Here is a 12,899-nt window from a genome sequence, read left to right as displayed (position 1 = left end):
CGAACTCGTAGCCTTAGGCGACGATGCGTAGCGTTCCGCGTTTGCCTGGCGCTGCGTAGCAGACCACGCCGAGTTCCTGCTGGAGCCGTTCGAGCTCCCGCTCCTTGGCTTCCTTTTGCGCTTCGGCGTAGCGCCGCTCGATATCGGCTTCCTCCGCGGTCTGGTCGCGCAGATAGGAAATGCTGATGCGGCGTCCGAACACTTCGTCGCCGCGCAGCCTCAGCTCCGCTTCCGAACCTTCCGGCAATGCCTCGCGAACTTCGACGAGCTTTCCGATGAGGTCATCCAGCGAGGCGTGCTCGCTGATCTCGACGAACTCCTTTACGCGTCTGCTCATTGGTAACCCTCCCCGGCCCCGAAGCGTTAAATACTTCGCCCGCGAATCCGTGTGCAACGAATATTCGGGGATTATCCCCAACAGAGTTTCCCAGCTCTGGACTGAATGGCCGCCAGAAGGACGCAGGAATGAGTGCGCAAAGCATCGTCACCATCTCGGCCGGCAAGTTGAGGCTGGAGCTAAACCCCTCAATCGGCGGTAGTATTTCCGCATTCGATTGGATCGACGGTGAGTCGGCGCGGCCGATATTGCGCAAATGCCACAGCGCCGATGAAAACGTGCTGGAGGCGAGCAGCTTTCCACTCGTTCCTTACGTCAACCGCATCCGCGGCGGCGCTTTCACCTTCCGCGGGCGCGAGGTTCGCTTGCTGTCGAACATGACCGGCGACCCCAGCCCGCTGCATGGTCAGGGGTGGCTCGGCACCTGGTCGGTTGATGAGATCGGTGCGGCGAGCGCGGCGCTATCCTTTCACCATTCCGCCGGCGAGTGGCCCTGGGAATATGAAGCCCGCCAGCAGTTCGACATCGACCCGTCGGGCTTCTCCGTGCGCATCAGTTGCCGCAACCTTTCGGCCGACCCGATGCCCTGCGGCCTGGGCCAGCATCCTTATTTCCCGTGCGGCGGGCAAACTATGATCGACACGCAGGTCACCGATGTGTGGACGATCGACGCGCACGTACTGCCAGTTAAAAAGGTGCCCGCTGTCGGGCGATTCGATCTGAAAGACAGGCATGTCTGCGGCCAAGACTTGGACCACGGCTTCGGCGGCTGGAGCGGGCGGACACGCCTGACCGACCCCGACTGGCCTTATTCAGTCGAGCTATCGTCTCCGGACGCGCATTTCTTCCAGCTCTATTCGCCGGCTAGCGGCGGAATTTTCGTCGCCGAACCGGTCAGCCACGCCAACGCCGCGCTCAACGCGCCAGAAGATGAGTGGCCTGAACTCGGCATGCGGGTTCTCGAGCCCGGAGCCGAGATGAAGCTCCACATGCGCGTCGAGGTCATCGCGAAATAGCAGCGCTTGCGGTTGAAGCCTGCGGAACCCGCCTATATAGGCCGCTTTCCCCGATCGGGGGCCGCTTCCGGAGACGTGGGTGAGTGGCTGAAACCAGCGGTTTGCTAAACCGCCGTACGGGGATTTCCCGTACCGAGGGTTCGAATCCCTCCGTCTCCGCCAATCACCCCTGAAAATGCAGGATAATCATCCCAGAAACGGCATTGTTCCCAAATACGCTCCCCAAATCCGTGAGACGCTTGCGTCGTCCGGGGAGTTAGGGTTCAGTTAAGAGGGTCGAGGTAACAGTCTTCCAATACAGCCTTTCGTACGGCACTACTTTGTCGCTCGGCAGTAACTCGGGGGTTCTTGTATGCGTATCCTGGCCGGGGCCGCCTTGCTCTTAGCGCCCGTCACTTTATCCACGCTTGCGTCCGCTCATCCGGGTGGCCTGAATGCGCAGGGCTGTCACACTAATCACAAAACTGGCGACTATCACTGCCATCGCGGCCCCAACCCGTCTGAAGTGTCAGCCAGTCGGCGCACATACGGTGCGCTTTCGAGTGTCGGGGGCGCGTTTCGGAACTGTGCAGCTGCACGAGCTGCCGGTGCGGCTCCGGTTAGGCGCGGCGACCCCGGCTATGGGTCGCACTTGGATCGCGACGGTGACGGGATCGGCTGCGAATGATTTGGGCCGCGGGACTCTTAGCGCTCGCCGGCACGGCGGGTGGTCTGCCCTACGGTGATGCGATCCCCAAAGCGTTCTGGGGAGCATACGCTCGATCGGCGCGGGGTTGCGCTGACAAGAACGACTTGGCCCGCCTCGAGGTAACGGCGGATCGACTCTCTTATTATGAAGCCGACGAATATTTGATCCTGGGCGTCGCCTTCGAGGGATCGAGCGACACACTCAAAGACGTTGTGCCAATGATCAACGGTCGCTTCACGGCGCGCCAAGAGACCAACATCCTCGGCGAATTGAACCTTCGGCTCGCGATGGAGAAGCCGAACGTCCTCGTGCGCTTCATCATGAAAGATAATGGGGAACCGGACGAAACTCAGCCTGATCGCTGGGTCAGGTGCCCAAATGGGAAATTGTAACAAAGCAAAGGGGGACTCACAGAGTGTCGGGGGAAATGTCTGTAAGCGTGGATCGCGACTTCGCGCGGTTCGGGAGTAAGAGCTTCGCTATCAACAAGATCAACACCGTCGAAGTGAAGGCGCGGCATCCTCATAGCCAAAACGCTTATTTCGGTTGGGGATTGATCGGCATCATCTGCCTGTTGCTGTTCATGGGCGGCGAGAAAGGTTCAGGCGTGAGCAGCGGCACAGTGTTCGCGCTGTTGCTGTGCGCCTTCTTTGCATTCCTCGCCTATCGTGCATGGAAGCGTAGCAAGATCATCGAGTATCAGCTGTTCCTCGTGACCTCTTCGCAAGCCGTTCAGGCGATCAAGAGCGAAGATGGTTCAATGATCGAGGGTCTCCGCGACAGGATCGAGCGGGCAATGGCAGGGCGGCTCAACTGAAACGCGCAGTGATTGTTCAGAAAAGGGGAACGGTATGCTGCAAATCATCGGTTGGCTCGGGTGCCTCTATCTGTTCGTGAAGGGACTTGAGATCCTCGGGGACCAAGGCAACCGCGTGAATCGCTTTGAAAGCGACGAGACTCGGTTTGCCGTCCCGTCATTGATAGCGGCGATACTCGCGATTAGCGGGGCGCTGATCTTCCCATTGGTAATCGGCGCTCAAGCAAACCAAATCTCCCTCGCGAGGGCTCCCGTCCAAAGCTACGCGGATTGTTTGAAGTCGGCCCCATCATTGGCCGAGATGAACCACTGCGATGCGAACCGTTAGGCACTTGATCGCTGCGCTGGCGCTGATCGGCTCCGCGTCGAGCGCCGTTGCGCAAACCCTGCCGGTGTTCCAGTTCCGGGAAATTAGGGCTGATCAGCCGATCGATCCCCAATCCATCGGCTTCAAGGAATGCCAAAGTCTCGAGAACGGGTTGCGCCGCTGTATGCCGCGTTCCGGAAGCGACCGGGTTGCCAACGTGTTTGTGATACCGATGATGATCCTAAACGGTAGCAAGCTCGCGAGCTTTGAGCTGATCGGCATTCAAAGCGGCTACGGGAGCATAAAGGATGCGTTCGCCGCGAAGTATGGCACGCCGTGTCAATCCCGGACGGACAAGTGGCAAAACCGGATCGGCAACTCATTCGACAACGAGGTGACGGTTTGGTGCTTCGCCACCGGCAGGCTCGAACTGAAGGCGCTCGGCAACCAAGTCGATCAATGGCAAGCACGCTATGTGGACGCGGTGAACACGCCACCCTCAACGCCGAAGGTGGACTTCTAACGGAGGCGTATGGGCGAGACCCCACAGGCACGCGATCAGAGACTGCGTGAGAAAGCCCGCAAACGAGCTGCTGAGGCCACCGACGCCGATAGGGCCGTGGACGAAATGGTGACACGCAGCATCAAGGAGCAAGGTGCCTAAGCTTCAATTCGTTCCGGCCGAGTAATTCTGGCAACGCCCTGCCTAAGAGCGAGTCTGGGCTAACGAGCAAGCTTCTTGCCCCCCGCTCTTGCTTGCTCCCGCCTGGCGGCCCATCGGCAACGGGGGGCCGCGTCCCATTTGGAGCTCTCATGGTCTCCGAGGGTATCGTTGCGATTGGCCTCCTGACGAAGAACGACGTTCAGCTGCTGGGCCCGACGTTCCGTCGCATCTGGCCAGACGAAGAAACACCATGCTTCTCGCAATTGCTGCAGCCGATCGACGAAGCGGATCGCGATCTGTCCCGTGAGAGCGATCTCAGCCAGGCGGCAACCCCCACGGATCGTTAGCTCGTCCCGGAGGGCGCCGCTTAGGCGGTTCGTGTCCCATGCACTGAGCGCCGAACCAGCCACCGTGATCGCCGAGCACGCGCCGGCACTTCACGCACCATTGAAGCTCAGCAGGCGGATCGGTGAGGCGGCGCTTCGACATGGCTTGCCTTCTAAGGCGAGCAGAACGATTCGCGAACGCTGTCATTTCGCGAGGCAGCTTCCCACCCATTCCTACCATGAGTTCGTACCGGAAACGCCTGCATTATAGTCGGCGCTTCGTAGACCGCGCCGGCAGCGCCTCCGTCAATGTCACTAAGATCTTCCAGCGACTGCGCTTCCCGACGCGAGACAGCGGCGTGGTCGCTTACAAACGAGTTGGTTGATTCATTTTGCATTATCGGCAGGATGATGTGCGCCAAGTTTCTGCGTTGGGGGGCCAGTATGCGTCCGAGTTCAGCGGCGCTTCCGAGTGTATCGCCGCACTTTAACGTTGATGTCAGCGCGCCAGTCGCCGTCAGTCACTATCGAGCTGACATTGATGGCCTGCGAGCAATAGCCGTAATTCCCGTAGTGCTATTCCACGCAGGATTCTCCCTCTTGCCCGGCGGGTTCGTCGGGGTGGACGTATTCTTCGTTATCTCTGGCTTCCTAATTACCGGCATCATCTCTCGTCAGATGGCCGAAGGCCGATACTCGATCCTCGACTTTTATCGCCGGCGAGCCCTGCGCATCTTCCCCGCATTAGCTGCCATGACGCTCGGCACCCTTGCCGTGGCGTACGTCGTCCTACCTCCGCAGGAGTTTGTCCAGACAGCCAAGAGCGCCGCCGCTCTCAGTGTTTTTTCCTCGAATTTCTATTTCTGGAAAGCGGTTTCTTACTTCGACATTGGGCAGTCGGTTCAGCCACTCCTTCACAGTTGGTCGCTGTCCGTCGAAGAACAATATTACGTTTTCTTCCCGCTCCTCCTGCGATTGTTCAACCTAAGGCGCAGACGGTTGATCGCCGCCCTGTGGTTTGTGCTGCTAGGCTCGCTCACGCTAGCGATTGCTCTTGTGCCTATTAAGCCTGGCGCGTCCTTCTATCTGCTTCCGACAAGAGCGTGGGAGTTGATGCTGGGCGGATTGCTGGCAGTCGGTCACCTGCCAGCACCCGCCAATGACTGGCAAGCGGCGAAAGGATCTGCAATTGGATTGCTGCTGATAGCAGTCCCGATGCTCGCCTATGGTCCGAGCACGCCGTTCCCTGGGCTCGCGGCCATGCCACCCTGTGTCGGTACGGCATTCATAATTTGGGCCGCAGGAAAGGGCTCCGTAGGCAACTTACTGTCAGCTCGGCCGGTCGTTGCGATCGGGGAGGCATCCTTTTCAATCTACCTCTGGCATCTGCCGATATTGGTCTTTGCAACCTATCTCGCAGGAGGGTCGCTGCCCCGCGGCACAGCGTTTGCGCTCAGCGTGTTGTCAGTGGGCGTCGGATTCATAAGCCTCATTACAATTGAGCGGCCGTTTCGGCAGCCGGTCCCGCACTGGGATCGCAGGGCTCTAACTGCTGTAGCGTCGTCCGGGATGTTGTTCGTAGGTGCTTCAGCATTCACGGTCATTGCGTTGGATGGGATTCCTTCCCGATTTTCACCCCAAGTGTCTGCCATCATTAACACCGCGGGTGACGCCAAGCGCCATCACTCGGAATGCATGACGGTGGACGCAAACATTGTGCGCCCGGATCACGCGTGTGTGCTGGGGGCACACGGCGCGATGCCAACTGCGCTACTGTGGGGCGACTCCCACTCAATGGTCACTGCGACAGCCCTTGAGCACGCTGCCAAACGGCACCACGCGGCATTTTTGTTTGCAGCAGACGCGGATTGCCCGCCAGGTCTCGGATTTGAGATCGACCCGCGAGTGAGCCCTGCGCTGACCTCGCAGCTCAGCTATCGATACTGCGCGGAATACAATCGACAAATGCTCGCGAAAGCTTTGAGTTCTCCGCATGTCTCAACGGTCGTATTGTCAGCCCGGTGGACAAACTGGCGGATCGGCGAACCCGCTAACCCCAGTGAACCGTATGCCGATATTCGACTGCGCGACGCAACGGGCAGGGCCGCAACCATGGAAGCCAACCGTGCGCTCTGGGAGCGCGGTTTCTTAAAGTTGCTTGATCGCCTGCTTTCAGCGGGGAAGAGTGTAGTTATCGTCGGCCCACTGCCAGAACCTAGCTTCAACGTACCTCGCCGCCTTTACGTAGAGAGATTCGGCATTGCCACGGCATCGCAGCCCATCGCTTTTACCGCGTATCAAAAACGTCATGCGAGGATCATACGCTTCTTCGAAACATTGAAGAACAAACCGGGCGTGAGTTTCGTGTGGCCTGCGAAGGCGCTCTGCGCCCTGGATAAATGTCCGATTACGCAGCAGGGGCTGCCGATCTACTTTGACCAGGACCATTTGTCCTTGTTCGGCGCGCGCAAGACATCACGTCTATACGAAGCAGTGTTCGACCGCTCTACGCAGCGCGTACGGCGATCTGGGATTGTCGCGCAACCATCCCGGACTGACACTGTTGTCGCAACTTCCCTTACGACGGATCGGACCCGTCGCTAATTCGATTGTATCTTAACCTGCTGGAAGGCCCTGTGATGGGTTTTTTGCGTAAATGGCGTGAGGCTGTCGAGCCTGTTCCTGTGAAGCAGGAGCGCGAACGAACGGTAACTGAAATGGACGGGGCAAAGTTCGAGCGACCTCAGACGATCTGGAGCGCGATGGAAGTAGTTTCGCGTCTGAAGCGGGAAAGCGATGCCCGAAGCGCGTCAACAGAGAGTGTTGCATCCGCGCGACGTGCGCCACTAACTGGAGTTGGGTCTGCGTCGGTCGCGTCGCTAAGGCAGTTCGTTGCTCGCAAGACACGCCGCCGATGCCGCTTTTCACCCAAACCTGCCGTTAGGCGGCTGGTGGCAGGTTTCGACCCATTGCAGACAGGAGCTGGTTACTCTCGGACAGTCGTCGGCGTCCCGCTCCAGCCGTCGTGCGACGGCCTCAGACGGCACAACTGAATTACTTGATCAACGCCTCAGTTCAATCGGGCTCTTCGTCACAAGTTGGCAAGCTCCGCCCACTTCGCGTTAGCCTGTCTAACGCGCAGCGTTCCAAGAGATGATCACAAGTTACTCACTCGCGGTGCCGGTCATACTGGGAGAGGCTAGAGAGGGTCATTTCTAATCTCCGGTAACTGTTTGCCGTCGATGCTCGCGCTAACTGTGTTCGCCTTGTCGCACCATTCGAGCGCGATCTCATGCTTCCCATTCGCGGTCACGGCGAACTTGCCCTGAAGGAGGCGCTTTCGGCCGTTCTGCACCGTCGCGAAACTGACCGTTCTTTCAGTCGAATCCACTGCGATGACTCTGTTTGACCCCATCACCGCGCCTGCAAAAGCTACGCCGTCTTGGACTTCGTGAAAACCGAAGCCAGTGTGATGGCAGGGCTTCTTAAAGTCCTGCTTGAGCTTGGCGGAGTCGCTTTTGAAGTACTCCATCCCGTCAGCGGTCGCGACCTTCGAAACGGGTATGGGGGCGCTAGGCTGTTCAGGCACCGAGAATTGGTAGGTTGTCGTCCGAACCTTGCCAGTAGCGACATCGCGGTAAGCCAAGTTCAGTGTCACGCCGTGGCTTCTCAATAGGGCGTTGTACGAGTCTGCCGGAAGGTTGAGCTGGCGAGTATCGCCCGCATCTAGCCTCCCACTGCCACCAGACTGATCGTCCAGCCCGTACCCATCAGCAGTGTCCACTCCGTAGCGCACAAACTCAACTTCGCCCGGCCCTTTGTTCGTTGCGTTGAAATGAAACCCGAGCCTTGCGCCGGACACCACATCCGGAACCAGAACGGTCTCAATCGTCGGCGGGGGCTGGAACCACAGGCCCGCGAACAGGGCGGCAAGGGCTCCCAACAGGGCCGCGATAGACCATCCCCTTGGCCACTGCTCGCCCCACACCAACGAGACGAGGACTCCCGCAACGAGAATGCCAGCTGCGACAAAGTGCCCAACGTTAAATATCAGCGCGCCCACCGACGCGAGAGCGCTAAGGCAGCTTCCCGCAAATGCGCGTCCGTGCTTCTGCCGAGTAATATCCATGATCCACATCCTGCCTTTATTCTCTGTTTGCGCAAAGAGAGGCAGAGAGGCGCTGACTACTTAGAAGCGCGTGCTTCGAGGCTCGCGAGACGCCGCTCTATATCCGCGACCTCGATGAGCGAGCGGTGTGCAAGCAGCAACGACGTCACACGGGCTGCCTCGTCAGCCGTAAGCTCGCCTGCACCAACAGCTGCGATCAGCGCCGAGGAGGCGGCCAAGGCATCTTGAGCGGACGTCACGGAGGGTAGCGGAACCGCAATCGGCGAATGACTCCGAACGGGGGAAATTCTGTCGAGGCAGAGCTTCAGCGCAATCATATTGCCACCTAAGGCGAGGTCTATCGCTTTGCGCGTAAGTGCCTCGTGCTCACCTTCAAGCAGCTCTTCGATCGCACGCGTAACCCTGTGTCGGGCGCCGGGCGGGCGCCCGGGATTGCCGGGTTTGAAGCGAGTATCCGCCGTTTTCGGCCCGTTATTTCGGACGCTGCTCATTCAGGAACGCTCTTGAGCCATAGGTGCAAGTCCTTCTGCAGATCAGGATTGCGTTCAGCCAACCACCGCATGTGTTCGTTGAATCTGAGGTCGTCCTCCGCTGTGCGAGGCGGTCGTGGCCCGTCCCGTTCTTCAAATGCTGCCAGTGTGTCGCGTAGCCATTGCATGCCGCTAGCGTGGCTCGCGTCCTCATCGGCGGAGCGGCCCTCCAGCTTCGACAAGCGACTAGCGAGGCTCTTCAGTGTCACTGGCATATCTCCGGTCCGATCGTGGCGCTCTTTGGCGTCTCGATGACTTGAAGTAGCATGCGTTCTCGCGCCGCAGCACCGATGTTCTCTGAAGTGCTGCAGCGCCTCCCGAGGATACGGCCGCTCGGCTGTATTTGATCCAGCGCGCAACGCGACGCCGCTGCCTCGTCCGCGCCTTTAAGCAAGTATGAGAGCGCTTTATCCAGGTTGATGGCGTGGAGCGGCGGGTTGCTCACCTCAACGCCCAGCCGAGCGCCGACAGGTTTGCTGAGGATTACTTTAGCTCGATATGGCTGGTGAGTGATGCGCCTGAGCCAGCGTTTCTGTAGCCCGCTAACCAGTCGAACCAGCGCCGCAGGAATATGCGCGAGCAGGTGGCAGTGGCCACCCTTCCGGTCGCCGTTCTCGTGCACCCAGACCCAGGCAGTAGCACTTCCGTGCCGAGCCAGCGCCTTCGTTAGCAGATCGACAAACCGGCCGGTTGCCTTAGCCATGTCTTCTAATGGCACCCCGGCCGACATCCAGTGGATTGTGATCATTCGTGTGAGCGGCAGGCCTATGGCTTGCGCATGGGCAGCAGCCGCCTGAAGGTTTCTCACCTGTCGAGCAGTGAGTGCATGGCTTTCCCGGCCAGCACTGTTGCGAGCGCCACCTCTGCCCGTGCTGCGAGCCAAATGCGTTGCAACACCTATTCTAAGGTAATTAACTGCAACTGGCGTGCCATTCGCCACCATTGCCGGATTTGCCTCGGTGCTACTGCTTGGCAGCGCAATCGAAACTTCACCGAAAGTCGCCCTTCGGTGAAGTTTCAAAACGCTGCCATGACGCGAGCATTTTTCTGCTTGAGCCATGGCAGGGAACATCAGTTTACAACCCAAACAATGGCGCTCTTGCCGGTAGCGTTATACCGACGCTGCCCACTGTCTCGGATGAGGCCTTTGCGGCGTAGCTCGCTTGTACGCGGCTGGATTGACCACCGATCCATGTCTAACCGTGCTGCAAGTTCGTCCGCAGTCAGGCCGGTAACACCAGCTTCTGCGATGGCTGTTTTTGCCAGCCGCTGAAGCCGTCCCAGCTTCGTTCCGAGCGCCTCGGCTGCTGCAACAGAGGTCTCAACGTGCCTATGTCCGGGCGCATCAGGATAGGCGCTCATTGCCCACCTCCCTTGGCCAATGCGGGCAAGCCTGCGCGTTCCAGTAGCTTCGCGAGCCAATTAGACTGCGGGTCGCTTATGGGCGTAGGGTCAACTGCAAGCTGGCCGAGGAATTGCCCAGCCTTGCGGCTCAGCGGATGGTGGCCGTTAAGGAGGGCTAGCGCTGCTTTTCCGTGATCGGGAAAGGGCGTATCAGTCATTGCGACGGCCCTCCCCAAAGCAGAGCCGCGCAATATCGCGAGACATCCACGCTGATAGGCAGAACCGGGAGGCAAGTATTTGCGCCTGCCGGTCCGACGCGGTAAGGGATGAGTGCAACCAGCCGCCATGTTGATTGCGTGAGACGCCGGGCTGCAACCCGGCGTTTCGCATATGTACTGCCATCGCTCACGCTCCCGCCTGATAAGTTGGGAGGCTGGCAAGATAGGCTTCGAGATCGGCAAACGAGATCAACGTGCGCCGTCCCGCTTTCCGGGCTGTGAGATCGCCGCGTTTCATCGCCTCATAAATCGAGGTGCGCGACATACCGGTTGCCTTCACGGCGTCCGGGATGGTGACTGCGATAGGTGCCTGCATTCGGAAGTTTCCCACAAGGTCCGTGCAAGATTGCCCGAACGTTGCGCGGCAAGCAGTTGTCCGAGATTCAGCGCTCTGGCAAAAGAAAGGCGCGTCACGACTTCTGTACAAAAGCCGTGGACGCGACTGATTTTACTGATGATTATCGAGCGCCTTAATTGCCCAGATCAATTGTTGCAGGACAATTTCCGGTGCGTCCGTCCAGTAAAGTGACCAGCCGATACGGGGTGCAAACTCGGGAATCTCGCGAATCGCTTTTCGGTATTTTTCAATTGTCGAGTGCGCGGTTTCGGATTGCGTCAGTTCTGCCCGATATTCGGCATCCTTGATGCATCTCCGCTTCAACTCATCGGCGGCTTCAACAGCATATGCCATCAAGCGCAAACGCTCGGTGTTCGACTTCCCGCCTTGCATATTGCCATCGGGCAACAAGGCGCTGGCTGGCACGCCCCGGCCTAGCTCCATCAGTGCAATGGACAGGCTATTCAAATCGGGCAACGCTAAGCATCCATTGAGAAACCGTAGCTTACCGATCCATGATTTTCGGATTGCAGCTGCGTCGTGCAAATCCGCCGCTTCCAACAACGGCGCCAGTGCAGGCTGAAGGGCTTTCATTGTTTCTCTGACGCTCAGGAAGATCGCCTCTTGGGCATTTCCGATTGCGGCTTTACTGCCCGGCGGGGCTTCCAACGCGGCTTCAATGCGCTGGGCGATTATTGTTTCTATCGATGCGAGTTGCTCTGGTATCTGATCCTTGCGGCGACGGCGACTTGCGCTCATGCTGCCGCTCCCCGGATTGGCGAAACCTTGGCACCCGCCGCGCCGTCCCGGGCGCAATAGTTTGCCCAGTCGACCATGAGCCGCCGCCGCTTCTCGAACATGTCGCCGCGCCGGTAAGCCGCCTCCGCCTTGTTCTCGATCACGTGGGCTAGCGCCATCTCGCAAACCTCGTGCGCATAGCCGGTGCACTCCGCTGCCCAATCGCGAAAGCTTGAGCGGAAGCCGTGCACTGTCACATCGATCTTCATGCGGCGAAGCAGCATCGACATGGCCATGCTCGAAAGCTTCCCACCCTTGTCGCTCGGAAAAACCCAGCTCTTTTTCAACGGCTCCAATGTCTCGAGAATTTCAACAGCGCGGGGTGAAAGCGGGATGCGATGCTCCCTCCCTGCTTTCATCCGATCCGCCGGAACGGTCCAAAGCCGCTTCTCGAGATCAACCTCGGACCATTTGGCTCCGAGCACTTCGCTCGTGCGAGCGGCAGTCAGGATTGCGAACTCAAGCGCATGCGCTGCAGTAGCGTTGCGCTGACGCAAGCTACCCGTGAAGGCAGGCACCTCGGAGTATGGAAGCGCTTTGTGATGCCCCCGCGTGAGCCGGGAGCGGGCAGGTAGGATCTGTGCGATGTGCCCGCGCCAGCGGGCAGGGTTCTCGCCAGAGCGGTAGCCGCGTGCCTTCGCCGCATCGAGGATTGTCTCTAAGCGGCCGCGCACTCTGCTGGCCGTCTCGGGCTTGGCCTTCCAGATCGGCTCCAGGATCTGCAGGACGTGCGACGTGTCCACATCCGCGACGGGCAGCAAGCCTATCACCGGGTAGACATACGTGCTGAGCGTATTGCGCCACTGCTGCCGGTGCTTGCCGTTGCGCCAGCTGTCCTCGTTCGCGCTGATATAAGCCTCTGCAACGGCCTTGAAGGTTATACCGGCAATCTGCGCCGCCTGAGCGGCTGCGAGCGCGTCAATAGCCTGCTGCTGCCGTTCCTGAAGGGGATCAATGCCCGCCTTCACCTTCATGCGCAGAGCGTCGGCCGCATCGCGAGCTGCCGATAGGGTAACGGCGCCGGGTCCCGCCGCAGCACCCAGGCCAACGTCGCGCGATTTGCCCTTCAGCATGAAGCGATACACCCAAGATCGCGCCCCGCTCTCTTTCACGAGCAGGTGGAGACCGCCACCGTCCGCGTGCCGGCCAGGCTTGGCATTCTTCACTGCCAGGGGAGTGAGGGCGTTGCTGAGTTTGCGAGGCATGTCCGGCTCCCTGTAAGGGAATCCAACCATTCGGATCACGGCGTTAGGCCGGTTGCCAACTGATCGTTCCCATATCCGCTCCCTGATTCTACGCTGGTTTTAGGGGAACGCAATGGGACGCCC

The 12,899-nt window shown here is 59.4% G+C and carries 16 protein-coding genes and 1 tRNA gene; 9 read left to right on the top strand and 8 right to left on the bottom strand.

Going from position 1 to position 12,899, the window contains the following annotated elements:
• Nucleotides 1-13: 13 nt before the first annotated feature.
• Nucleotides 14-337, bottom strand: a complete 324-nt coding sequence (locus tag ABD704_RS10035; protein ID WP_344699542.1) for a hypothetical protein — start codon at nt 335-337, stop codon at nt 14-16.
• A gap of 128 nt (nt 338-465) precedes the next feature.
• On the opposite strand from ABD704_RS10035, the gene ABD704_RS10030 reads away from it, so the two are divergent.
• The 9 genes from ABD704_RS10030 (at nt 466) to ABD704_RS09990 (ending at nt 6,759) form a co-directional block, all read left to right on the top strand.
• Nucleotides 466-1,353 carry an aldose 1-epimerase gene (locus ABD704_RS10030; RefSeq protein WP_344699541.1) on the top strand — a complete coding sequence of 296 codons (888 nt, stop codon included), beginning with the start codon at nt 466-468 and terminating at the stop codon, nt 1,351-1,353.
• Nucleotides 1,354-1,422: 69 nt separating this feature from the next.
• Nucleotides 1,423-1,515 (top strand) — tRNA-Ser (locus tag ABD704_RS10025).
• Nucleotides 1,516-1,705: 190 nt separating this feature from the next.
• Entirely contained in the window at nt 1,706-2,020 is a 315-nt protein-coding gene (locus ABD704_RS10020) for an excalibur calcium-binding domain-containing protein (RefSeq protein ID WP_344699540.1), read from the top strand.
• Entirely contained in the window at nt 2,017-2,433 is a 417-nt protein-coding gene (locus ABD704_RS10015) for a hypothetical protein (RefSeq protein WP_344699539.1), read from the top strand. The genes ABD704_RS10020 and ABD704_RS10015 overlap by 4 nt, the downstream gene beginning before the upstream one ends.
• 35 nt (nt 2,434-2,468) lie before the next feature.
• On the top strand, nt 2,469-2,858 hold the full coding sequence (locus tag ABD704_RS10010) for a DUF6232 family protein (protein WP_344699538.1): 390 nt from the start codon (nt 2,469-2,471) through the stop codon (nt 2,856-2,858).
• A gap of 34 nt (nt 2,859-2,892) precedes the next feature.
• Entirely contained in the window at nt 2,893-3,186 is a 294-nt protein-coding gene (locus ABD704_RS10005; RefSeq protein ID WP_344699537.1) for a hypothetical protein, read from the top strand.
• Between the two features lie 4 nt (nt 3,187-3,190).
• Nucleotides 3,191-3,688, top strand: a complete 498-nt coding sequence (locus tag ABD704_RS10000) for a hypothetical protein (RefSeq protein ID WP_344699536.1) — start codon at nt 3,191-3,193, stop codon at nt 3,686-3,688.
• A gap of 290 nt (nt 3,689-3,978) precedes the next feature.
• Nucleotides 3,979-4,176, top strand: coding sequence for a hypothetical protein (locus ABD704_RS09995; protein ID WP_344699535.1), 198 nt, complete (start codon nt 3,979-3,981; stop codon nt 4,174-4,176).
• 288 nt (nt 4,177-4,464) lie between these two features.
• Nucleotides 4,465-6,759, top strand: a complete 2,295-nt coding sequence (locus ABD704_RS09990) for an acyltransferase family protein (protein WP_344699534.1) — start codon at nt 4,465-4,467, stop codon at nt 6,757-6,759.
• Nucleotides 6,760-7,354: 595 nt separating this feature from the next.
• Here the strand turns inward: ABD704_RS09990 and ABD704_RS09985 are convergent.
• From ABD704_RS09985 to ABD704_RS09955, 7 genes are all read right to left on the bottom strand, one after another.
• Nucleotides 7,355-8,218 (bottom strand): hypothetical protein, encoded by an 864-nt coding sequence (locus ABD704_RS09985; protein ID WP_344699533.1) that lies wholly within the window; start codon nt 8,216-8,218, stop codon nt 7,355-7,357.
• Nucleotides 8,219-8,340: 122 nt separating this feature from the next.
• Complete coding sequence (locus tag ABD704_RS09980) at nt 8,341-8,523, bottom strand: hypothetical protein (protein ID WP_344699532.1); 183 nt, start codon at nt 8,521-8,523, stop codon at nt 8,341-8,343.
• Between the two features lie 496 nt (nt 8,524-9,019).
• Nucleotides 9,020-9,562, bottom strand: a complete 543-nt coding sequence (locus tag ABD704_RS09975) for a hypothetical protein (RefSeq protein ID WP_344699531.1) — start codon at nt 9,560-9,562, stop codon at nt 9,020-9,022.
• Between the two features lie 323 nt (nt 9,563-9,885).
• A complete protein-coding gene (locus ABD704_RS09970) occupies nt 9,886-10,176 on the bottom strand; it encodes a hypothetical protein (RefSeq protein WP_344699530.1) in 291 nt (96 codons plus the stop codon).
• A 387-nt stretch (nt 10,177-10,563) separates the two neighbouring features.
• A complete protein-coding gene (locus ABD704_RS09965) occupies nt 10,564-10,752 on the bottom strand; it encodes a helix-turn-helix domain-containing protein (protein WP_344699529.1) in 189 nt (62 codons plus the stop codon).
• A gap of 132 nt (nt 10,753-10,884) precedes the next feature.
• Nucleotides 10,885-11,532, bottom strand: coding sequence for a hypothetical protein (locus tag ABD704_RS09960; RefSeq protein ID WP_344699528.1), 648 nt, complete (start codon nt 11,530-11,532; stop codon nt 10,885-10,887).
• Complete coding sequence (locus ABD704_RS09955) at nt 11,529-12,776, bottom strand: tyrosine-type recombinase/integrase (RefSeq protein ID WP_344699527.1); 1,248 nt, start codon at nt 12,774-12,776, stop codon at nt 11,529-11,531. Before ABD704_RS09955 ends, ABD704_RS09960 begins: the two co-directional genes overlap by 4 nt.
• Between the last annotated feature and the right edge of the window lie 123 nt (nt 12,777-12,899).

The organism is Sphingomonas limnosediminicola, assembly GCF_039537965.1.
Taxonomy (GTDB): domain Bacteria; phylum Pseudomonadota; class Alphaproteobacteria; order Sphingomonadales; family Sphingomonadaceae; genus Sphingomicrobium; species Sphingomicrobium limnosediminicola.
The sequence above is the reverse complement of the archived record's forward strand: the minus strand, read 5'-3'. Positions and strand labels throughout refer to the sequence as shown.